General features: G+C 45.4%; 19 protein-coding genes and 1 pseudogene. 14 read left to right on the plus strand and 6 right to left on the minus strand.

Going from position 1 to position 23,423, the window contains the following annotated elements; all coding sequences use genetic code 11:
- Positions 1-631: 631 nt before the first annotated feature.
- The 11 genes from ACZ5QV_RS13230 (at position 632) to ACZ5QV_RS13280 (ending at position 13,328) form a co-directional block, all read left to right on the plus strand.
- Positions 632-922: a hypothetical protein gene (locus ACZ5QV_RS13230; protein WP_464600249.1), complete on the plus strand. Its 291-nt coding sequence runs from the start codon at positions 632-634 to the stop codon at positions 920-922.
- Between the two features lie 486 nt (positions 923-1,408).
- Complete coding sequence (locus ACZ5QV_RS13235; RefSeq protein WP_464600250.1) at positions 1,409-1,852, plus strand: heat-shock protein; 444 nt, start codon at positions 1,409-1,411, stop codon at positions 1,850-1,852.
- A 194-nt stretch (positions 1,853-2,046) separates the two neighbouring features.
- The gene (gene grpE, locus ACZ5QV_RS13240; protein ID WP_464600251.1) at positions 2,047-2,622 is read left to right on the plus strand and encodes a nucleotide exchange factor GrpE; all 576 of its coding nucleotides are present in this window, start codon (positions 2,047-2,049) and stop codon (positions 2,620-2,622) included.
- Positions 2,623-2,716: 94 nt separating this feature from the next.
- Complete coding sequence (dnaK, locus tag ACZ5QV_RS13245) at positions 2,717-4,576, plus strand: molecular chaperone DnaK (RefSeq protein WP_464600252.1); 1,860 nt, start codon at positions 2,717-2,719, stop codon at positions 4,574-4,576.
- A gap of 92 nt (positions 4,577-4,668) precedes the next feature.
- Entirely contained in the window at positions 4,669-5,850 is a 1,182-nt protein-coding gene (dnaJ, locus tag ACZ5QV_RS13250; RefSeq protein WP_464600253.1) for a molecular chaperone DnaJ, read from the plus strand.
- A gap of 340 nt (positions 5,851-6,190) precedes the next feature.
- Positions 6,191-7,369, plus strand: a complete 1,179-nt coding sequence (locus tag ACZ5QV_RS13255; protein WP_464600254.1) for an RNA-guided endonuclease TnpB family protein — start codon at positions 6,191-6,193, stop codon at positions 7,367-7,369.
- Between the two features lie 372 nt (positions 7,370-7,741).
- Complete coding sequence (gene trkA, locus ACZ5QV_RS13260) at positions 7,742-9,091, plus strand: Trk system potassium transporter TrkA (RefSeq protein ID WP_464600255.1); 1,350 nt, start codon at positions 7,742-7,744, stop codon at positions 9,089-9,091.
- Between the two features lie 112 nt (positions 9,092-9,203).
- Positions 9,204-10,634: a TrkH family potassium uptake protein gene (locus ACZ5QV_RS13265; RefSeq protein WP_464600256.1), complete on the plus strand. Its 1,431-nt coding sequence runs from the start codon at positions 9,204-9,206 to the stop codon at positions 10,632-10,634.
- 301 nt (positions 10,635-10,935) lie between these two features.
- Positions 10,936-11,832 carry a pyridoxal 5'-phosphate synthase lyase subunit PdxS gene (gene pdxS, locus ACZ5QV_RS13270; RefSeq protein WP_464600257.1) on the plus strand — a complete coding sequence of 299 codons (897 nt, stop codon included), beginning with the start codon at positions 10,936-10,938 and terminating at the stop codon, positions 11,830-11,832.
- 288 nt (positions 11,833-12,120) lie between these two features.
- Positions 12,121-12,717, plus strand: a complete 597-nt coding sequence (gene pdxT / locus ACZ5QV_RS13275) for a pyridoxal 5'-phosphate synthase glutaminase subunit PdxT (RefSeq protein WP_464600258.1) — start codon at positions 12,121-12,123, stop codon at positions 12,715-12,717.
- A 203-nt stretch (positions 12,718-12,920) separates the two neighbouring features.
- Complete coding sequence (locus ACZ5QV_RS13280) at positions 12,921-13,328, plus strand: pyridoxamine 5'-phosphate oxidase family protein (protein WP_464600259.1); 408 nt, start codon at positions 12,921-12,923, stop codon at positions 13,326-13,328.
- 644 nt (positions 13,329-13,972) lie between these two features.
- Here ACZ5QV_RS13280 and ACZ5QV_RS13285 read toward each other — a convergent pair.
- The 6 genes from ACZ5QV_RS13285 to rpl7ae form a co-directional block, all read right to left on the minus strand.
- Positions 13,973-14,377, minus strand: a complete 405-nt coding sequence (locus tag ACZ5QV_RS13285) for a 30S ribosomal protein S6e (RefSeq protein ID WP_464600260.1) — start codon at positions 14,375-14,377, stop codon at positions 13,973-13,975.
- A gap of 88 nt (positions 14,378-14,465) precedes the next feature.
- Positions 14,466-16,250 carry a translation initiation factor IF-2 gene (gene infB / locus ACZ5QV_RS13290; protein WP_464600261.1) on the minus strand — a complete coding sequence of 595 codons (1,785 nt, stop codon included), beginning with the start codon at positions 16,248-16,250 and terminating at the stop codon, positions 14,466-14,468.
- Between the two features lie 138 nt (positions 16,251-16,388).
- Positions 16,389-16,838: a nucleoside-diphosphate kinase gene (gene ndk, locus ACZ5QV_RS13295; RefSeq protein ID WP_464600262.1), complete on the minus strand. Its 450-nt coding sequence runs from the start codon at positions 16,836-16,838 to the stop codon at positions 16,389-16,391.
- 9 nt (positions 16,839-16,847) lie between these two features.
- On the minus strand, positions 16,848-17,036 hold the full coding sequence (locus tag ACZ5QV_RS13300; RefSeq protein WP_464600263.1) for a 50S ribosomal protein L24e: 189 nt from the start codon (positions 17,034-17,036) through the stop codon (positions 16,848-16,850).
- Positions 17,037-17,051: 15 nt separating this feature from the next.
- Complete coding sequence (locus tag ACZ5QV_RS13305) at positions 17,052-17,273, minus strand: 30S ribosomal protein S28e (protein ID WP_464600264.1); 222 nt, start codon at positions 17,271-17,273, stop codon at positions 17,052-17,054.
- Between the two features lie 18 nt (positions 17,274-17,291).
- Positions 17,292-17,657, minus strand: coding sequence for a 50S ribosomal protein L7Ae (gene rpl7ae, locus ACZ5QV_RS13310; RefSeq protein WP_464600265.1), 366 nt, complete (start codon positions 17,655-17,657; stop codon positions 17,292-17,294).
- Positions 17,658-18,007: 350 nt separating this feature from the next.
- Here rpl7ae and ACZ5QV_RS13315 point away from each other — a divergent pair, with 350 nt between their 5' ends.
- From ACZ5QV_RS13315 to ACZ5QV_RS13325, 3 genes and pseudogenes are all read left to right on the plus strand, one after another.
- Positions 18,008-19,414, plus strand: a complete 1,407-nt coding sequence (locus tag ACZ5QV_RS13315) for an alanine/glycine:cation symporter family protein (RefSeq protein WP_464600266.1) — start codon at positions 18,008-18,010, stop codon at positions 19,412-19,414.
- 237 nt (positions 19,415-19,651) lie between these two features.
- Positions 19,652-20,467: pseudogene (locus ACZ5QV_RS13320) on the plus strand (IS5 family transposase).
- A 378-nt stretch (positions 20,468-20,845) separates the two neighbouring features.
- Complete coding sequence (locus ACZ5QV_RS13325; protein ID WP_464600267.1) at positions 20,846-22,618, plus strand: IS1634 family transposase; 1,773 nt, start codon at positions 20,846-20,848, stop codon at positions 22,616-22,618.
- Positions 22,619-23,423 lie beyond the last annotated feature (805 nt).

Below are 23,423 nucleotides of genomic sequence, written 5' to 3' on the forward strand. Positions count from 1 at the left end.
AAGCATTGAAATTATTTCATCAAATATTTCTGATGCTTAATGTATTTCTTGATACCTTTAGCAGATTGAGCACTTCTTTTGCATTTATAGTGGATATTATATAATGTAATATGGATACTAATTATATCTATTGGGTGCTATTACGTACTATACTCACACAGGTTTGGTTTTCATAATTATGTTGGGGTGTTGTCTTGCATTTTGATACAAAAATTCCGAATTGTGTTTTTGTTGGTGAAAGCGTTTGGTGTGTGCATTCAAACCACAGAAATTCACGGAAATTCACGGAAAAAGAATGCGTGTGGACGAATATTATGTTTGCTCTGGTGTTTTTCAGTCCGCTTGAGCGGAGCGAAACGGACCCCGTGCTCCCGAAGCGGAACTCGGGAAGCGGAACTCGGGTATTTAAAGTCCCAGCATACTCACCGGCCATCAGGCCGGTTTCCGTGTATTCCGTGTGTTCCGTGGTTGAAAGGACTATTGATAGTGATTCTTGACAAAAAACTTCAAAATTCCGAATTTTAAAACTGAATGAGTATAAGTTCCGAATTCTTAGACCAGGGTTTTGCAGGTCCAGAGAAGACTTATCACTTTAAATAAAATGACGAATTAATCATATTTGGGGATAGTTATGAAAATCACCATTGAGATAGAGACCGATTTACCGGAGCCTGAAGTGACCGAGGTCGTCCAGGCCGCCATTAACCATGAAAAGCATATCGCAAAATATAAAGTAAACAGGTATGCGATGATCTGTGATGAGTTTGAAGAAAAGTATGACATGAACTCGAACGAATTCAGAAAAAAATTCGAGGCCGGAGAGATAGTGGACGAGGGAGACCTTTTTGACTGGTATGCGGCAAAGCGAGGAGTTGACCACTGGAAAAATAAACTGGCCATTCTTTCAAAAATTATTATTTAAAATGTAACTATTCAGCTACTGATAAAAAAAGTATGGTTTCAGTTGATTATTATATTTTGTCCATTGATTTTCCCATTTAGATATATATATCTTTTGGGTTTAACCCGTAAAATCCCGGTTCAATACGTAATATACTTATATTAGTTCAGCATTACTGTTACTTGTGAGCGGGACTCTCTTTTTACAAGATAACCCCAACCCCCCAACACCCCCAATTCATACTCCCCAACCCGCTCACGCATGATTCTTCTTTTCTACGATTGCAGCTTTTTGTTATATGGGCAGGAAGGCTTCTCTCTCGATATTTCCGGCCCTGTCGGAAATGACAGGCGAAGATGGCTAAATTTCTAATAAATATAGATTATGTATTGCAGAGCTTCATTTTAGAGAACACTGAGGGCTAAAGCCTTAAAGGTCAGATACTTTCCATACCTGGACGTTGGGTGTGTATTTCCCCTCATCGGATTATCTTATAATAACTTAAAGGTGCCTGGTAACATAAGCAGCAAAAATCCCGATTCATACTCTGTATTTGAGAACCCTTTTGTTCGGACCCTTCTGACCTCGGTCCTTATGGCCGTGTTTCTGGTCGATATGGGACTGGGGCTCTATGGATTTTTTTACACAAAATCGGGCCCTTTCCCTGGGTCTGCCATATTCCTGATTTTCGCGGTGGTCTTCATTACAGGCCTTGTGTTTTATGAAAAGCACGGAGTTGGTCCTGTAGTTTCCCTTCTTGGCGGAGTCGTTGCAGGGTTCGGGTTTTCTTTTGTTTTTGTTTCCCTTGTAGGGGGCTTCCAGTTTGCTCTCAAAGGAGGAATTTCCGAGATAGGTCTCGAACAGATCACTTCCGCAATTGCGGCGTCCATGATTATTAGTGTGGTAATGCTCAAACTGCTCTCATACAAGCTTCATGATTTTGTTTACTAATTTTTTATCTTGATTTTCGGGCAGGATTTTTTGCATTTTTTCTGTTTTCCAAAATCCCTTCTTTTCTACTTACAATTCTCTTTTAGTGTCTTTTTCAGATAAGTGAATGGATGCGAAAACTATTTATAGAATTACAAACAATCACAGCCAAGGACGAGCGTAACCGTAGAAATATTTACCTGGGGATGACACAAATGGAAAACTCTAAAAAAAAGGAAGACGAAGCTTCCTGTGAGGCAGAATCCGGGCAGGGGCCGGAAAGCTCTGAACCTGGTTCCGAAGAGGCCTGCAGAGAAGATAATGAAAAGCTTAAAGAGAGGCTTGTCCGCCTGGCCGCGGATTTTGATAATTATAGAAAGCGGTCCGTTCGTCAGATGGAAGATTCCCGCAAGTTTGTGCTTGAAGGGATTCTGGTCGAGATGCTTGAAGTTTCCGATAACTTTGAGCGGGCTCTTAAGTCCTCGAAGAAAACCGGAGATATGGATTCCATAGTAAATGGGGTTGAGCAGCTCTCCAAACAGTTCAATTCAATCCTTGAAAAACACGGCCTGGAAAAAATCGAATGTGGAAAGACCAGTGAATTTGATCCCCACCTTCATGAAGCCGTGCAGTACGTGGAAACGCAGGAGCTTCCGGACCATACGGTCTTTGAGGTCTACAAGCCGGGTTATAGCCTTAACTCAAAGGTCATAAGGCCCGCAATGGTCGCTGTTGCCAGAAACGAAAGTTTGGGCAGCGAAAATGCTGAGAAGAACGACACTGAAGAATAACAGTTGATAATGTACATTACTGTATTCCTTTTACTTTATACTCCACTAATCTTTAAATTCAGAACCTAAATTTAATTTACTGTGAGGAAAAAATATGGCAAAAATACTGGGCATTGATCTCGGAACAACTAATTCCTGTGTGGCAGTTATGGAAGGCGGAGAGGCCGTTGTAATCCCGAATGCTGAGGGCAGCAGGACTACTCCTTCAATTGTGGGCTATTCCAAAAAAGGAGAACGGCTTGTCGGACAGGTCGCAAAGAGGCAGACCATCTCAAATCCCGACAATACCGTTTACTCCATCAAAAGGCACATGGGGGACGCAAACTACAAGGTAACCCTGCACGGTAAAGAATACAGTCCGCAGGAAGTTTCCGCAATGATTCTCCAGAAGCTCAGGGCCGACGCCGAAGCTTACCTCGGGGAAAGTATTCAACAGGCAGTTATCACAGTCCCGGCCTACTTTAACGATGCCCAGCGGCAGGCCACAAAAGACGCAGGACAGATTGCGGGCCTTGAAGTCTTAAGGATCATCAACGAACCCACGGCCGCATCCCTTGCCTATGGGCTTGAAAAGGGAGAAGAAGACCATAAGATCCTTATCTACGATCTGGGTGGAGGAACCTTTGATGTATCCATCCTCGAACTCGGTGGAGGGGTCTTTGAAGTCCTATCCACAAGCGGAGACACTCGCCTTGGTGGGGACGACTTCGACCAGCGTATTATAGAATACCTGCTTAACGAGTTTAAGAAGGCTGAAGGGCTTGACCTCTCCAAGGACAAGGCCGTGCTCCAGCGCCTTAAAGACGCAGCCGAGAAAGCCAAGATCGAGCTTTCCGGGGTCGCCAGCACAAACGTCAACCTGCCCTTCCTGACCGTTGGCCCTGACGGGGACCCAAAACACATGGATGTTGATCTTACAAGGGCTCAGTTCCAGAAGATTACCGAAGACCTCCTCGACAAGACTCTGGTTTCCATGCGCCAGGCTCTCAGTGACTCCAAACTCAGCCCCAAAGACATCGAAAAGGTAATCCTTATCGGCGGGTCCACAAGGATGCCCGCAGTCGTGGATCTTGTGGAGAGCTTCATCGGGAAGAAACCTTACAAGAATATCAACCCTGATGAGGCCGTTGCCGTCGGGGCAGCCATCCAGGCCGGAGTGCTCGGAGGAGATGTAAAAGACGTCCTTCTGCTCGACGTGAGCCCCCTGACCCTTGGAATCGAGACCCTTGGCGGAATTTCCACCTCGCTTATCGAGAGGAACACCACCATCCCAACCAAGAAGAGCCAGATTTTCTCCACAGCCGCAGACAGCCAGCCTTCCGTGGAAATCCATGTACTTCAGGGCGAGCGCGGAATCGCTTCCGAAAACAAGACTCTCGGGCGCTTCATCCTGGACGGTATACCCCCTGCTCCAAGAGGCATCCCGCAGATCGAGGTCACCTTTGACATTGACGCAAACGGGATTCTGCACGTAAACGCCAAGGACCTCGGAACCGGCAAGGAACAGTCCATCTCCATCAAGAAGCCTGGCGGACTTTCGGACGAAGAAATCGAGAACATGATCAAAGACGCCGAACTCCACGCTGAAGAGGACAAGAAGCGCAAGGAAGAGGTCGAGACCCGGAACAACGCCGAAAGCCTCGTCAATGCCGCGGAAAGGACCCTCAAGGAAGCTGAGGAAATCGCAACGGAAGAGCAGAAATCCAAAATTAACGCCGCAATCGAGGACCTGAATAAAGTCCTTGAAGGTGAGGACCTCGAGGAAATCAAGTCCAAAACCGAAGCTCTCCAGAACGCCGTCTACGAGGTCACTACCGTTATGTACCAGAAAGCCCAGGAAGAAGCAGCCGCAGCCCAGGAAGCAGCAGGGGAAGGTGCAACAGACGCAAAGGGTCCGGAAGAGACGGTCGTTGATGCGGATTATGAAGTCGTCGATGACGAAAAGAAAGCCTGAACCGGTAATTCCGGTTCATCTAATTTAAAATATGTTAATTGTGGGGCCTTTCCGGCACCCACTATCTTTTTTAAACTAACAGGGTAATCCTGATGGCAACCAAACGCGATTACTATGAAATTCTCGGGGTCTCAAAGGACACTTCGGCCGACGAGATCAAGAAAAAATACCGGAAACTTGCTCTGAAATACCATCCTGACAGGAGCGATGAACCGGGGGCAGAGGAAAAGTTCAAGGAGATTTCCGAGGCCTACGCTGTTCTTTCCGATTCTGATAAGAGGGCCCAGTACGACCGCTTCGGACATGCCGGAATTGACGGCCAGTACTCGGCCGAAGACATCTTCCGAAATGCGGATTTCGGAGGTTTCGGGGATATCTTTGAGATGTTCTTTGGAGGCGGAGGCGGAGGCGGAGGCCACAGGGGTTATCGAGGACCCAGGCGAGGGTCTGACCTTCAGTATGAGCTCCATATCACCTTTGAAGAGGCGGCTTTCGGGGTCCGTAAGGATCTCAATATTCCGAGGACTGAAAACTGTAGCTCCTGTAAAGGAAGCGGGGCCAAGGAAGGCACGAAACCGAAAAGCTGTCCGACCTGCGGAGGCATGGGTCAGGTCAGGACCACAAAGACGACCTTCGGTATGCAGTTCGTAAGCACCATTCCATGTTCGAGCTGTCATGGCAGAGGTCAGATCATCGAATTCCCCTGCCCTGTTTGCGGAGGGTCTGGAAGGGTTCGGAATACCCGGATGATCAGTGTCAGCGTCCCGGCAGGAGCAGATTCGGGTATGACTCTCAGGCTCACCGGAGAAGGCGAAGCAGGCGAACCCGGAGCCCCGGCCGGAGACCTTTATGTCCTGCTCCGGGTAATGGAGCACAGGCATTTCAGGAGGGTGGACTATGATGTCATATCCGAACTTCCGATAAGTTTCCCACAGGCTGCACTCGGAGCCGATGTCCTGGTGGAAACCCTTCACGGGAAGATGAAGATGAACGTTCCGGCAGGGACCCAGACCCATTCCGTATTCCGGCTAAGGGAAAAAGGAATCCAGCACCTGCATGGACATGGCAAAGGGGATCACCTTGTAAGGGTTATTCTCAAGACTCCCTCAAAACTGACGAAGGAACAGAAAGAGCTGCTCGAACAGTTTGAGGGACTAAACGAAGGTAAAAAGAAAAAAAAAGAAGAGCACCCGAAAACCGAGGGTGAAGGTGCAAAAGGTGAGAAATCCAAAAAAGGGTTTTTTGATAAAGTGAAGGACGTCCTGGAGGGTTGAATCCTTCCTTCCTCGTTTTTCCAGATTTTTGGATTATACAGTTTTGAGAATTTCTTATCGGGTGCCTATTTAGTATGAAAGTATCATGTGTATTTTCATTTTTTGTGCATGTAATTCGAAGAATTTCATGTGCGTTTTTTTAACTGCTAATTTTTTAAAAATCATTATATGTCCCATACATTTCTAACTGAAACAGCAGAGGTCTCCTTCCTCGACAGTTCCGACTTTGGAGGGACTGGCAGGTGGGAGGTGAATGCGTAGGGGCTACGGGGCCCGGTTTAAATAAGTTCAAATGTTTATAATTATTTTTGTATAATATTAAAGATATATAGACGATTGCATGAAACAGGGAAATCTTTTCCGGCTATATCCAACAAAAGAACAGGAAATAGCACTTGCTCAACACTTCGGAGCTTACCGTTTTGTGTATAATCATTTTCTCAATATTAAGACAGAAATGTATAAGAAGTTTAGGGCAAGTCCCACAAAAAAGCAACTTCAAAAATACTTGACAGTGGCCAAACATACTATTTTTGATTGGATGGGGGATATTAATTCTCAATCCCTCCAGAGTGCAAATAAGGACCTTTTCACTGCATTTGAGAATATGTTTGAGCATGGCAGAGGATATCCACAATTCAAGTCAAAAAACGATCTAGATCAATCTTTTCAGGTGCCTCAAAGTTACAAGATTAATCTGACTACATCCAAAATATATTTGCCTAAAATCGGGTGGATAAAAATCAAGTTACACAGGGATTTTTTAACGCCTGAGATAATGGAAAATTGCATTACCTACACGGACTTAAACGGGGACAGGATAATCGAAAAAGATCTGAATAAGGACTTTTTCAAAACTGCAACTGTTTCAAAAAAATCTTCGGGAAAATACCACGTAAGTATCCTAACGGAAGACGGAACAGCAGCACCGGAAAAGGTTGAATATTCAGAGGATACAACTATTGGAATTGACCTGGGACTCAAGGACTTTGCAATCCTGTCAAATGGGGAAAAGATAGAGAACCCCAAACACTTGCAAAACTCAGAAAAACGCCTAAAGGTACTTCAAAGAAGAGTAAGCAGGAAAGTTAAAGGTTCCAATAACCGAAGAAAAGCAGTAAGAAAACTTGCAAGACAACACGAAAAAATCGCAAACCAAAGAACGGATTTTCAGCAAAAACAGTCTTCAAAAATAGTCTGCGAAAGCCAAGCAGCCATAGCCGTGGAGACGCTGAACATTGAAGGGATGCGAAAGAACCACAAACTTGCAAAAGCGATAAGTAGTGTTTCGTGGGGTTCTTTTGTTAGAATGTTAGAGTACAAGGCGGAGAGGGTAGGGAAAACCCTCTTAAAAATAGGAATGTTTGAGCCTTCGACAAAAACCTGTAACGTTTGCGGGTTCCGTAATCCTGATATAACATTAAGTATCCGTGAATGGGAATGTCCTGAATGCAAAACGTTCCACGATAGGGATATTAACGCTGCAATTAACATCAAAAAGTTTGCACTTGCAAATTAATTAAAGGAACACCGCCGGAACGGCGGGAAGAGCCTGTGGACTCGTGGAGATTTCTCCGGGGTACGAAGCAGGAAGCCCCTTCCTCGATGTTTCTAATTGAAAATTAGAAACTCCTGTTAAACCTATGGTTTAACACGACAGCCGAAGGCTGACAGGTGGGAGTAGTTCACTTAAGGTTAAGGGAAGAGGAAATAATAGCATAAGCTTTATGTTATTCAGATTCGTTTATGTCCGCAAGTGGGAAGCCTCCTCTCTCGAAGTCGAAGGAGGCAGAGAAGGGTAGTTAACGTTCCAATTCTCCGGGCGTTTCCAAAAATACTTAAATATTGCAGATTAATCTACCAGCAAACAGTTCTCTTTTGAAGGAATTTTATGAAAGCGGTAATAATAGGAGCAGGTGAAGTCGGTTATCATATTGCAAAGGCTCTTTCTATGACACATGATGTAATTGTCATTGAAAAAGATGAAGAGGCTTTGAAAAGAGCAGACGAGCTGGATGTCCAGGTTTTGGAGGGAAACGGTGCAAATGCCGATGTTCTTGCCAATGTTCTTTATGATGCTGATCTTCTGGTTGCTGTCACGGGTGTTGACGAGGTAAATATCGTTGCCTGCATGACAGCCAAACTTATTATAAAGTCCATGCCCGGAGAAAAGGAAACAAAAACCATAGCAAGGGTCAGCAATCCTGATTATATAGACGTACCCGTAACTTCAAGAGCCCAGGTGGGGGTAGACCTCATGATCTGCCCTGAACTGGCGCTTGCATCTGAAGTAGCCGAGGTGCTCGCAAGCCCTTCGGCAATCGATGCGGAAATGTTTGCCGGGGGCAAGGTCCAGATGATGGAGTTTGCAATCAGCCCTAAAAACGAGCTTGTGGGTAAAAGGATGCAGGACTTCCGGCTTTCGGACTGCTGTATTGTGAGTGCCATTTTCAGGAACGAGGAAATCATCATCCCCCGTGGGGATGATATCATTATGGTCAATGACCATATGGTAATAATTGGAAAACCCGCTGCAATGGAAGACCTCAACAGCTTTTTCGGCGGGCAGCAGGGGCCACGCAGGAACAGAATCCTGCTCATTGGCTGCGGGATAGTGGGCTTTTTCCTTGCTAAATTGATTGACAAAGCTGATAAATCGGACCTTAAAATCATCGAGTACCGGAAAAGTCGCTGCATTGAGGTTGCAGAAATGCTCGAAAACGCTCTCGTCCTCAACGGGGACGGCACGGACGTAAGCCTTCTTAAAGAGGAGAACATCGAGGACATGGATGTCGTGGTCGCGGTTACGGACAGCGACGAAAAAAACCTTCTCTGCTCCCTTCTGGCAAAGCAACTGGGTGCAAAAAAAGTGATTGCCAGAGCTGACCGTTCGGACTATGTCCCCCTTTTTGAAATGGTAGGAATCGACATTGCGATAAGTCCCAGGGAGGCAACCGTAAACGAGGTCCTCAAGCTTACCATGGGCCGGGGTATAGAAGCGATTACCAGCATTGAGGGAGAAAAAGCGGAAATTATCGAGTACACGGCATCCGCAAAATCGAAAATTGTGGGTAAGCCCCTCAGCAAGGTAAAATTCCCTAAAGGTGCAATTATCACCATGGTGGTGCAGGAAGACGATATCGTGATCCCCAAAGGAGATTTCATAATCAGGGAAGGGAATCGGGTAATCATCTTTGCGCTATCCTCTACGGTCTCGCTTGTGGAGAAATTCTTTAAATGAAGGGTCAACTCCCCCTCTCTAAAATCTCTGATTTTAGAATCTGGGGGCTTCTGCTACGAAAGATAAAGGTTGAGGATTGGTGTTATAATAATTCTAAAAACAGAGGATCATTATGAATTTTAAGATCGTCCTTTACGTTCTTGGCGGCCTGCTCCGGCTTCTCGGGATGCTGATGCTCATCCCTCTGGCTGTTGCCTATTACTACGGGGAGAGCCTTACTCCATTTTTAATTGCGATTCTGATAACCTCCCTCGTAGGTTTCCTTCTGCTTACATATAAGTCTAAAGGGGAATGGCTACTAAAAGAGGGTTTTGCCATTGTGGGTTTGGGCTGGCTTGCAGTTGCGATCTTCGGGGCAATTCCCTTTGCACTGGATGGGATTACTCCCTTAAATGCCCTTTTTGAGTCCATGTCCGCCTTTACTACTACCGGTTCAACCATCCTTGTGGATATCGAGAGCCATTCCCGGAGCATACTTTTCTGGCGCTGCATGATGCAGTGGCTTGGAGGCATGGGAATTATCGTTCTTTTCATTGCCATCCTGCCTAAACTCGGGGTCGCCGGCCGGCAGATGTTTCGGGCCGAAGCTCCGGGTCCCACGGAAGATAAGTTAAAACCCAGGATCCGGGAAACCGCAAAGATCCTCTGGATGGTTTATCTTGTGATTTCCATTGTGGAAGTCATTGCTCTCCTTCTTGCGGGGCTCTCCTTCTATGACGCAATAACCCATACCTTTACCACCATGGCCTGCGGTGGTTTTTCTCCTTACGGCATGAGTGTCGCGGCTTTTGAAAGCCCCCTCGTGGAGGCCATTATCACCTTTTTCATGTTCGTGGCAGGGGCGAACTTCGCTCTGCACTATCGGGCCATCTATGTCAACAAGAAATTCCTCTTCAAGGATGACGAGTTCCGTTTCTACACCGCGACCGTGCTTGCGGCCTCGGGCCTCCTTACCATCCTGCTCTGGAGGGACATGGGCACAGACCTCTTAACGTCCTTCCGGTACGCCATCTTCCAGGTGGTCTCGATCATAACCACGACCGGATATGCCACAGTGGACTTTAACTACTGGTCCGATTCCGCAAAAATGATCCTCCTGATGGTCATGTTCATCGGGGGCTGTGCCGGTTCTACGGGTGGAGGGATCAAGGTGGTCCGCATCCTTCTCCTCCTCAAGCACGGCCGGAGGGAACTTTTCAAGGTCACGCACCCGAGAGCCATCAAGACCATCAAGTTCAATGGCAAAAGCGTGCCCGATGAGGTCGTGAACTCCATCATCTCCTTTGTGGTGATCTATCTGCTGGTCTACCTTTCAAGTACCGTTATTCTCTCGGTGCTCGGCATGGACCTCATAACTTCGATTACGGCCTCCATCGCAACGCTTGGCAACATCGGCCCCGGTTTCAATGTGGTCGGGCCCATGGGCACCTTTAACACGATCCCGCCGCTCGGTAAACTGATCCTTATCGCAAACATGTGGATAGGTCGGCTTGAAGTCTATACAGTGATCGTGCTCTTTACCCCGGAGTTCTGGAACCGGTGAATGCGGAAGGTGATTTAATAAGGCAGTTAAAAAAGGCAGTTAAAAAAAGCAGCGTTAAAAAAGGCAAAAGTTTAAGGATAGGAGCGTAAAATCCAATCTAATTTATAATGTAGTACTGTGGCTAGAGAATAACTTAAATAAAGCCTTTTACTATTGAAGGTATTCACAATTCATAAGCCAGCAGTAATAAATACCGCACCGGATATAATACCCCCAAAATGTGGTCAAGAGACTGCGATAAGGATGTATTACGAAAATACCTTTCAATAATATCACTTACCAATCAAAGAGGATGACATTCATGGATTTTGAAAAATTGAGACACGGGACCGAATTGATCAAGCGGGGCTTTGCAAAGATGCAGAAGGGAGGAGTGATCATGGACGTTACGACCCCTGAACAGGCCAGAATCGCAGAAGAAGCCGGAGCAGTTGCCGTTATGGCCCTCCATGCCGTGCCTGCCGACATAAGGAAAGCCGGAGGCGTTGCCCGGATGGCTGACCCTGAAATCGTCCAGCAGATTATCGATACCGTTACAATTCCTGTTATGGCAAAGGCCAGGATCGGGCACTTTGTGGAAGCTGAAATCCTCGAAGCCCTCGGTGCAGACATGGTTGACGAGTCCGAAGTCCTGACCCCAGCCGACCCCTTCTACCACATAGACAAGACCGCGTTTACCGTGCCCTTCGTCTGTGGCGCAAGGAATCTCGGAGAAGCCCTCCGCCGGATTAACGAAGGCGCTGCCATGATCCGCACGAAAGGCGAAGCCGGGACCGGAGATGTCAGTCAGGCTGTTAAGCACATGAAGCAGATCCAGGGAGAAATCAGAGCCCTTGCAGGCAAGAACAAGGAAGAACTGATCAAGGTCGCCAGGGAAATCGAAGCCCCTATCGAACTTGTGATGGAAACCGCTGAGATGCAGCGCATGCCTGTCGTGAACTTCGCAGCCGGCGGAATCGCAACCCCTGCCGACGCAGCCCTTATGATGAGGCTCGGAGCAGACGGCGTATTCGTTGGGTCCGGAATCTTCAAGGCCGAAAATCCAACTCTTATGGCAAAGGCAGTCGTGGAAGCCGTAAACAATTACGAAAACCCCGCAAAACTCGCCGAGATTTCCAAGGGCATCGGCGAAGGCATGAAAGGCATCAGTGCAGACACAATCCCGAAGGGAGAAGGGCTGCAAGAACGCGGTTGGTAACCCACCCGAGTTCCGCTTCGGGAGCACGGTGTCCGTTTCGCTCGCTGCGCGAGCTCAAGCGGACTAAACGGTTAATTAATTTTTGAAAATGAGCTTTCTTCCGGTCAGCCGGAAGGAGACTCAAATCTATTCAATTTTTAAATTTATTAGATTTTCAAATCAATTTAGATTTTCAAATAAGTTTTAATTTCAGATCAACAAATCCAATTTTTAAGTCAATTTGTTTTTGAAAAATCTTTGATTAAATAATCAACTTTAAGGACTTATTTTTTAAAACAGGTGTTTTCAATGAAGATAGGTGTAATTGCTATCCAGGGAGCAGTTTCCGAACATGTTGAGGCTTTGAAAAAGGCCCTTGCCGAGAGAGGGGAAGAGGCTGAGGTTGTTGAGATCAAGCATAAGGGTATTGTCCCGGAGTGCAGCGGGATTGTGATTCCCGGTGGGGAGAGTACCACGCTTTGCCGGCTGCTGGCCCGGGAGGGGGTTGCTGAGGAGATGAAGGAGGCAGCTTCTAAGGGAGTTCCTATTCTTGGAACCTGTGCGGGGCTTATTGTGCTCGCAAAGGCCGGGGATGAGCAGGTGGAAAAGACCAGTCAGGAACTGCTCGGGATTATGGACACTACGGTTAACAGGAATGCTTTTGGAAGGCAGAGGGATTCTTTTGAGGCTGAGCTTGAGCTTGAGATTCTTGATTCTCCTTACACCGGGATTTTCATCCGGGCTCCGGGGATTACGAAATGTGGGGAAGGGGTGCGCGTACTCGGAGAACTTGACGGCATGATTATTGCGGCCGAGCAGGGAAATGTGATGGTCCTTGCTTTTCACCCGGAACTTACTGAGGATATGCGTATCCACCAGTACTTCCTGGATAAAATTTTTGGGTGAGTCAAACCCTCTTTTTTTTCAATTTTTATGGGGGCTGAGAGGCCAGCTTCTTAAATTTAGAAGAGTTGGATTTAGCCTGGTTTTTGCTTTTTTGAAAAGATTTTTATATATATTTATAAACAGGTTTCTGGAATTGTTGAGACGCTACAATTATATTAAGGCCGACACTATATAAAAGTAAAAATTAACACAGGTGAACAGATATGGCAAAACTAACTGAAGAAATGAAAGAAGCTTTTTCCAAGATGAGAATATTCCCGCTTGCAACCGCCTCAAAGGACGGAAACCCAAACGTCGTTCCAATAGGCTTTTGTAAGCTTCAGGAGGATGGGGAAACCATTTGGATTGCTGATAACTATTTCCTGAAGACCCGCGCAAACCTTGAGGAAAACCCGAGGGTCGCAATCTACGTATGGGGGGCTGAAATCAAGGGCTGTTTCCAGATTAAAGGAGACATTGACCTGAGGACAGAAGGGGAAGAGTACGAGAAGATGTACAAAATGGTCAAGGAACTCGGAGACAAATACCCTGCAAAGGCCCTTGCCTTTATGAAGATCACGGAAGTTTACGAGTGTAAGTCCGGAAATGAGGCCGGAAAGCAGCTTCTTTGAAAGGTTTATAATTCATCTTAAAAAAATTGTTATTTGGTCTATGGGACTGGAAAAAAACAGCCTTTAGGCCACTATTTTTTAAAAATGTCGAAAATCAAAAAACCGAATAATAATTTAAAAACAGAAATTAAAAATTCAAAAAATCAGTAAAAGCAAAAAAGGGTGAATCAACTACCCCCACCTGTCAGCCTTCGGCTGTCGTGTTAAACTATAGGTTTAACAGGAGTTTCTAATTATCAATTAGAAACATCGAGGAAAAGGACTCCAGCTTATATAGTTGAAAAATTATGACTCCTCAGGCAGGATGCCTGCGACTTTAGTCGTGGGAGGAATGCCGTCAACTTTCAGGTATTCCGTTCCACGTTTGGATTTCTCCACTCTGCTATTGAAACAAGTTCCCGTAGCAGGTAACGTAGTTTCTGAAACTATCTCCCCTCGCCAATGTTGGAGATGCTTGTCATGTGTAGCACACCGCCCCTACCTCTCAGGACTTTTAATGCTACACGATAGAGCTACAAACTGAGGAAGCATTTGTAGGTATCATGACATCTCCAACGTAGTCAATTAAGACTTAGGCTGGTCAATCAAGGCTTGCCGAAACAAGCCTCCCACTTTAGTGGGGGGTTATTGACCCTTTAGTGCAATTATTCTGCTACGGCTTCTTCGGTTTCGAGGCCGAGGAGAGCTCTGACGGATTTTTCGCCGCGTTCAACGATCTTGGCGTTGATCTGGACGATGTCCGGGGCGATTTCCTTTCCACGCATCATTTTTCTTCTGCGTTGTCCATTTGATTTCGGGATGTAACCGACACCTTCGGCAGTCATAATCCTCATTCTTCTGGGACCGGGAAGGTCCGAGCGCATTACAAAACCACTGCCGTCACAACCGCCTGTGATCTTGATCTGGTATCCGGGAAGGCCCATTGGGGTTCCTTCAACCACATTTCCGATTGATTTTCCTATAAGTGCGTTTGCCTCAGCATCCTTTACATCGAGCTGGTAGGCAAGCGCGGTTTCTGGATCTGAAACTACAACTTTAAAATTTGCCATGTGAATCCTCCGACTATCTTATTAAATAAATACGTAACTGGTCCTCATCGTACCTTCACGTTTATTTTCTTTTGACTGCCTTTACCGTTTACTTGGCCCAGAACGGGTTTTCCCTGCGTTTGATCACAAGGAATGATTCCAGGGTTTCTTTCTCGTCACTGGACAGGGAATCGTAAATCTCATGTTCAAGGACTTTGGCATGCCTTTCCGGGACATTGATGAAAAGCACGTCGTTTTCCTTGACCTGCCTGCCCACGGTTACACCTTCGATTGCCATTGCGACTTCTTTGCCTGAACGGGCATCGGCGATGTTCTCCCCGTCAAACTGGAGCCCTTTGACCTTGCCCACAACGGACCCGTTATCAAGCATGACATCGGCGTTTGTCCTGATGATTCCCCCAAGAACCCTGACCCCGACAACCGCAGGTTTGCTCTGCCGGAAGACGCAGCCAGGCAGGATCTTGAACTTTCCGGGCCGGATGATCGTCTCGAAAATCTTCTTCTCGGCCAGTTCCTGCTGCACCTTGACATATTCCTGGTAGTCCTCGATCAGGCGGTAGATGACATCATTCATGAAGACTTTCACGTCTTTCCCGGATTTGCCCTGGAGAAATTCCTTCGCATCCGCATGCATCTTTACGCTAAAGCCAACAATCACCGAATAGAGGGGGTCTTCCACTGTGGAAGCCTCGACCGCGTCCCGGTGGGAAATGTCGCCTACCTCGGCTTTCCGGATAGGGACCTCTTCCTTCTTGAACTCGTGGACAAGGGCTTCAAGGGAGCCGATGGTATCCGCCTTGATCATTACCCCGACGGAGTCCGTATCAATCCGGACCTCATCGATTTCGGCCTTTACCTGCCGGACGATCTCTTCAAGGGTCTCTTCATCAGCTACCCGTATGGGAGATCCTGCAAGGGCATTGTCAAGCCCCGGGGCCGAGATTTTCACACCCACCGCGGCCGTGACACTCCTGACCTGCTGGAACTTGCTCTCATAGCGGATTTCGGAAAGTTCTCTGGGTTTTAAAAGGGCCTTGACCTTGGTCTGGATGGGCTCTCCCAGGCTCCCGATTACCACCGTGTCCCCTTTCTTCAGGGTGCCGTCGTAGAGGATAATATCCGCCGTCGCTCCGAGTCCTTTTTCTTCCTTGACTTCAAGGATGGTCCCAACTCCGGGCCCTGTTGCGCTGTACTCCAGGTTTGCTTCCAGGAATTTCTGGGCAAGCCCGAGGAGCATCATCAGCACGTCAGGGATTCCTTCCCCGGTAATGGCACTGGCGGGAATCACGCCGAGCGATTTCTGGAAATCCGCAACTCTGTCATAGCGATCTGCGGCAAAACCCTGGGTGTAGAGTTCTCCGATGACCTCATAGAGCTTCATGTCGAGCCGGCTCTGGACCTCTTCATTCTGTTTCTTGAAGGTTGGGGCAAAAGGCATATCCTTGTATGGGATCCAGCCTCCGATCCTGTCGATCTTGTTGGCAACAACCACAAAAGGTGTCTTGAAACGCTTCAGGATCTGCAGGCTTTCGAAGGTCTGGGGCTTGAACCCCTCGTTTACGTCCACAACCACAATCGCAAGGTCGGCAAGAGCGCCTCCCCTGCTCCTGAGCGTCGTAAAGGCGTGGTGGCCAGGGGTGTCGATAAAGAGCAGCCCCGGTACGAGGAAGCGTTCCTTGAGTTTTGGATCTCCGAGTTTTTTCACAATAACATCAATGGGGACTTCCGTTGCCCCAATGTGCTGGGTGATAGCTCCGGCTTCTCCGCTAACGATGGCGGTACCCCGGATTTTATCAAGTAAAGTAGTCTTCCCGTGATCCACGTGCCCCATCACACAAACGATGGGCGTCCGCAAGTTTTTCTTGTCAGCCATATGCAACCCTCTGGCTTCAAAATAATTTCTATCTGCTGGTCCTGGTTTTACGTACAGAAAGAGTCCGTATCAGGGTCGGTAAAAATTGTACTCGCAGCGGAAAAGAGTCCCGCTGCGAATTTCAAACGGTTTAACGGTTTATTCATAAATACAGACTTCGTCGATCCGGGAATAGTCCGCGATTTCAGAGTCCTTAAAGTGGATTGCAATTTCTTTTGCTGCCGCTTCAGGGGAGTCGGATGCGTGAACTATGTTCCTGCCGATATCGAGGGCAAAGTCTCCGCGGATGGTGCCGGGTGCGGCTTCCACCGGGTTGGTTGCCCCGTTTACGGTCCTCATGACCTTGACGGCGTTTTTCCCGACAACGACCATTGAAACGGAGGGGTCCGAGGTTATGTACTCAATAAGGGAGGGGAAGAAAGATCTTTCCGCGTGTTCACCGTAGTGTTCCTTTGCGGTGGCCTCGGCGATGATGTTCATCCTGAGGGCTGCGATTTTCAGACCTTTCTTCTCAATCCTGGAAATGACTTCCCCGACGAGTCCACGCTGGACTCCGTCAGGTTTTACCATAACGTACGTCTGTTCCATGTAAACACCTTAAACTTTCTTAAGCTGGGCTCTACCTTTTTCGGTCCAGGTAACACGCCTTGGGAGCCTGCCGAGCTTGAGGTTGTTCATGCACTTGGATGAACACACGTAGTAGGTGGAGCCGTCCTTCTTTACGTAAAGCTTACCGGTACCCGGTTCAAGCATTTCTCCGCAAAAATAGCATTTTCTCTGTTCCATATCAGATCACCTGGCTTACCTGGTAGTAAGCTTCTTTGCCTCTCTCGAGGTTTCCATAAGCATAAAGATGTCTCCGGTCCTGACAGGGCCCACACAGTTTCTGGTGATTACTCTGCCTCGGTCTCTGCCTTCAAGGACCCGACACTGGATCTGACTGGCTTCTCCATGCATACCGGTGTTCCCAATAACATCAATTACCTCAGCGGCAAAGCCAGATACGCTACTTTCTTCAGCCATTTTCATACCCCTTTATTTTTATTCTTTAAGGGCTTCGATCTTCTGAGCGATGTCCTGAATAAGTTCTGCGGCTTTCCCTGCGTCTACGATTGAGACGGTTGCACAGGAGACACTAAGTCCACAGGCAGCTCCGAGTTCTCTCTGGGTTTTTACAAAGATGTAAGGAGCGTTCTTTTCTTCAGAAAGGGGGGCGATGTGAGCAATAATTTCCCCGGGCTCGACGTCTTCTGCGATAATAACGAGCTTTGAGATGCCTCTTTCGATGGCTTTTGTAGCTTCGTTGGTTCCCTTCTTGATTTTTCCTGTGTCTCTGGCAAGCTCCAGGGCTTCCAGTGCTTTATTTGCGAGTTCTTCGGGTACGTCGATATTAACGAATTGTGCCATATAAATATCTCCTTCGAAATTGCAAGTTGCGCAATTTTTCATCATTCATTGGTTTTTTAACACATTTCATGAAGCATTGAAATTCTGCTTATACAGTTTTCATATGAAAACTTCATGACTCCAATGCATGAAATAAGTTTAAATGAAATGGGATGCTGCGGGCTAATGTGCCGCAAACAGAACCTTAAAAGAACATGATAGCGTATAAACTTTCTGCTTGAAAATAAAGCTAAAACCCGGGAAAACAAACCAAAATACAAATGACAGGATAAATATCAAAACATGATGACAGTTTAAATATTAATACCGAGTAAAAAATCATTTCTTTATTTTCGGGGGTCAGGAATTCGATGGAACTATCTGGAGTAAACATACTCGACCTTTTAACAGAAATCGACAGCCTTGTCTGGGGGCCTCCGCTTCTCCTTCTTCTTGTAGGTACAGGCTTTTTCCTGACTTTCCGCCTGGGCCTGATCCAGATCTTCAGGCTGCCTCTCGCCCTTAAATATGTCGTAAACTCCAGAAAATACGAGGCCGGCCTGCAAGGAGATGTCTCAAGTTTTGCGGCCCTTTCAACGGCCCTCGCAGCAACAATCGGGACCGGAAACATTGTAGGCGTTGCAACGGCCGTTAAGATGGGAGGCCCCGGAGCCCTGTTCTGGATGTTTCTTGCAGCCTTTTTCGGAATGGTGACAATGTACTCCGAGGCCCTCCTCGCGGTTCGGTTCCGGGTCACGGACGAAAACGGGCAGATGTCCGGGGGCCCTATGTATTATATTAGAAACGGACTTGCGGATAAGTGGTACAGCGAGGCTTTTGCAGCACTTTTTGCTTTCTTCGGGCTCAGTGTGGCCCTTTTCGGGATCGGAACCTTCCCGCAGGTCAACGCCATCACGGACTCGGCCCGGATCGCTTTTGATATCCCGGAAGTCCTGACCGCGGCTGTTCTGAGCCTGCTGGTGGCTTTCGTGACCCTTGGGGGAATTAAGAGAATTGCGGGGGTTGCCCAGTTCCTGGTGCCTTTTATGGCAACGGCCTACGTGCTCGGCTGCCTGATAATTATTGGCCTGAACCTGGATAAAATCCCTGCAACCTTTTCCCTTATCCTCAGCTCAGCCTTCACAGAAACCGCAGCTAGAGGGGGTTTTCTCGGGGCCGGTGTGATGCTCGCCGTCCGGATGGGAATTGCCCGGGGGATTTTTTCAAACGAAGCCGGTCTGGGAAGTACACCCATAGCAGCCGCGGCCGCAAAAGTAAAGGAGCCCGCAAAACAGGGCCTGATCTCCATGACCGGGACCTTTTTCGACACAATCGTCGTCTGCATAATGACCGGGACTGTCCTTATCATGACTGACTCCTGGACCGGTGACCTCGCCGGGGCCTACATGACCAGCTACGCCTTTTCGACCGTGCTTTCCGATGCTGGTAGCTACATCGTAACCGTGGGCCTGATTTTCTTCTCCTTCACGACCATCATCGGCTGGAATTACTACGGGGAACGCTGCACGGAATTCCTCTTTGGGGTAAAGGGAATTTTGCCCTATAAGATTCTCTACATCTTAATAGTCGCCTCTGGGGCCTTTCTTACCCTGGACACGATCTGGGTCCTCGCGGATATCGTTAACGGGCTCATGGCTATTCCGAATTTGATTGCGCTTCTGATGCTGAGAAAAGTTATTGTGGCCGAGACCGGGGAATATTTCAGGAAACTGGGGGCCGAAAAGCAGAAAAAAGAGCTGGGAGAAAACCGGGCCTGAAAACTACCCTAAGATTTTGCTTAGTGGTTGACCCACCTGGATTACTAAGAGGCTGTCTGAATATTCAAACCATTTCTACATTTGGGTAATAGGCATTGTTGATCTTCAGCTAACACAGCAAATTAATTTAGTCATACTTATCTACTCGATGTTTAAAATCAAATTCATTGGACATCATAATTAAAATTGAGTGGGTGTAATATAATTAAATAATACTTGCACCCAAATCATTTGTTGATGCCAGAACAAAATGAAAGACTGCCTTACCCGAGTGATTTATCTGATGAAGAATGGGAACTACTTAAGCCGCATATCCCAAATTCCAGAAATAATCGAGGTCGAAAGCGTGTTCATTCTTATCGGAAAATATTGAATGCCATATTCTATTTGCTACGTTCTGGTTGTGCATGGAGAATGTTACCACACGAGTTTCCACCGTGGAAAACTGTTTACCACTATTTCCGTCTTTGGAGGATCAAAGGAATTTGGGAGCGCATAAATGCTGCGCTGAGAACTAAACTGAGAGTTGCAAATGGCAGAGAACCAGAACCAAGTGCAGCGATTATAGATAGTCAATCAGTCAAAACCACAGAAACACCTGGAGTGCGCGGCTATGATGCTGACAAGAAAGTCAAAGGGCGAAAACGCCACATTCTGGTGGATACAACAGGGTTACTATTGACGGTTGTAGTTCATGCAGCGAATATTTAGGATCGAGATGGAGCTAAACTTGTTCTGGAACGAGTTAATGGGACATTCTCTCGATTGCAGCTTATTTGGGCTGATGCTGCTTATGCTGGTAAACTGATTGATTGGGTCAATATTACGTGCAGTTGGGTTTTGGAAATCATAAGGCGTAAGGATGATGTCAAAGGTTTTCAAGTACTTCCTCGCAGATGGGTAGTAGAACGTACATTTGGATGGCTGGGTCGATATCGGCGTTTGAGCAAAGATTATGAAGGATTGACAGAGTCCAGTCAAGCCTTCATCTATGCTGCTATGATCCGTGTAATGAGCAAACGACTGGCTAAGATAGAACATTTAGAAAACTGAAATGTGAATATTTAGACAGCCTCTTAGACTTTAGACATTTGACGGTTTAATGTTACCGTTTTTTGGTCCAAATACGTGAGTACTATCCCAATTGTATAATCAAATTGAATTTTAAGACACGCTCTAAGGAATGATGAAAATATAACTTCATATTTTATTTTGGGAGTTGCTTCATACTCATACATGTTGTGTTTTTGTGTGAGGGGGTGTTTGGTGTGTGTGTATTCAAACCACGGAACACACGGAATACACTCGTATTTCGACCCCACCCTTCAATAAAACATAATTTCTTTTTTAAATAAGTATTTTGAGCTCCCCTTCATAACAATTTATTAAATAAGAAACGATTTTTATAAAACGTGATTGATATATATTCACATGATGAATAAATCACTTCCACTTCTTAATAAAATACAAGCGATATCTTCTATGGAAGTGGACTACAACTGTAATAACATTTCAAAACACTTGAATGCAAATGAATTTCCACAGACAAAAACGACCCCATTTACAGTTATGGCCTCCAAAAATTATTTGGATAAAATGAATTTTGAATCCATTATCAATGACAATATTCGATGGGATCAAGATCAGTGGAGAATTTCTCCAGGAACACTTGCATTGAGTATAGTGTTAACTCCTTTTTTTCGAACAGATAAACGATATCCTTTGTGCAGTGTCGAAGAAATTGTTGAATTCATGGATTCTAAACTCGTTTTTGGTAAGGAATATCCCAATTTTTACTTCAATGATGATTGTTTAGGCTTGCTGTTGGATCGAATTCACGAAGCAGGGTGTTCTAGCCTTTTCAGCATGATTGTATTGCAAACTTTTGTAAAATTCAAAATTCCTTTTGATAATGTATTTCATGCGGATACTACTTCCCACGTTTGCTATGGGGATTATAAGGCATGTGAACAGGAAAATTATGAAGGCCTGAAAGTCACTTACGGCCATAGCAAAGCTCATCGTTCTGATAAAAAACAAATAATGAGTGGTATGATCACAGATTCTTCAGGATTTCCTCTTTATACAGAAGCACTTGATGGAAATACTGCTGACATTGTTTGGATCCCAAATGCAATACGCAATTTTAGAAAATTCTTTGGTAAAATGTGTGATGAATCAATATTCATAGCAGATTGTAAGCTGATCAGTAAAAACAATTTTAAAATTCTTTATGATAAAACAAATCCAATCACTTTTATTTCCAGGTGTCCAGAAAAATTCAGTGCAAGACTTGCAGAAAAGACAATAAATGAAGCTTATTCTCAGAATAAATGGAAATACATAGGGGCCTGCTGTGAAGATGAAGAATCAAAAAGAGCAATGGAGTATGAAGCACAGAGTTTTAATAAAATTGCTCATGAAAAAGAGTGTCGTGTGATTGTTTATAGGGACATCGGTGACAATGAAAAGATAGTTTATGAGATTAAAAAACAAAGGGAAATAATTGAAGCAGATATAAAGAAGAATTTTAAAGACCCTTATTCCTGTGAACCAGATGCACAGAAAGAAATTGATGAGTTCATTAAAAAATATAAAAACTCATTATTCAATATCAAATTCGAAATCCAGGAAGAAACAATTATAAAAAGACCAAGGGGAAGGCCATCAAAGAGTCAAGAAATATTTGAAATCATCAGTAAATTCCATGTAAAACTCAAAAGCCTTGAACAAAACAAAGAAAAAGTGGAAAAACGCAAGCGATCATTGGAAACGGTAGTACTGATTACAAATGTTCTACCCAAAACAAAAAATGATAAAAAAATCTTTCAGTTATATAAAGGTCAATATGTCGTTGAGACTAATTTTGAAGAATTGAAAAAACCTTCTATGTTTTACAGTATATTTCTGAAAAAACCAGAGCGTATTGAAGCATTGCTGATGCTGCTGCATGTTTCCTTGTTAGTAAGGGTACTTATGAGGATTATTGCAAGAAATAATTTGAAAACCGAAAAAGACCCTCTTCGTATCGATTTTGGCAGGAATATCCTGAAAAATCCTACCGCTGAAAAATTATTGAGGTTACTTTCCTTTCATAATGTTATCACTATGGGTGGGAAACATATAGTTTTTGCAAAAAACGGTAAAGTCGATCACTTGCAAAAGTTGCTACGGCTATTGGGATTGAATCTTGAACCTGGATGATCTTATTAAATCAAAAGGGATAAAAGGTTAAACCTAAGTAAACTTGTAGCGGTAGCTATACGTTTTTTGCTGACAATTTGGTTAATGAAGGACGAAAATATAACTATTTTGATAAGTTGAACTACTGGATTAACCAGAAAGTATGGTTATTGGATCAATATTAAGTGGAAAAATCAAGGGTGGGTCGAAATGTAAGATACACGGAAAAAGAATGCAGGAAGATGATAATTACGGTTGCTCTGGTGTTGTTTTATCCTCTTTTTCCGGCATTTTTTAGTCATCTTTAAAGAATTCAGAGTATTTTTTGAATCCTATTGCATAAAGATCCAACTTACTCACCGGCCGAAGGCCGGTTTCCGTGTCCTTCCGTGTGTTCCGTGGTTGAAAGTCCTCTTGCTAGTGATTCTGGATGGAAAATTTCATAATTCCGAATTTTAAAGCTGGGTGAATATATTTGACTCGTTCCTAATAATAATAATAATAATAATAATAATAATATCAACCGAATAAAAATGGACCACCCAAAAATACTTGAGATTATATCTTACTTATTTCTAAAAATAAGAAGCCGGCCGTTTCATTGAATCTATTTTCGGGAATTCAGAGCAGTTTTTGAATTTGAGTATTTTAAAGGCCCGGCTTACTCAACGGCCGCAGGCCGGGCTTTTCGTGACTGAAATGGAAAAAATAGCAATCAAATACCCGTACTTGTTTTTTGAATAGAGTGCTGGCAGGTCAAAAAATACAGTCGGATGATGCGTTTTCGTTTGTTCGGCCCCACGGTTTTTAGCATGCGTTCTGTCCT

This window comes from Methanosarcina baltica (assembly GCF_055394095.1).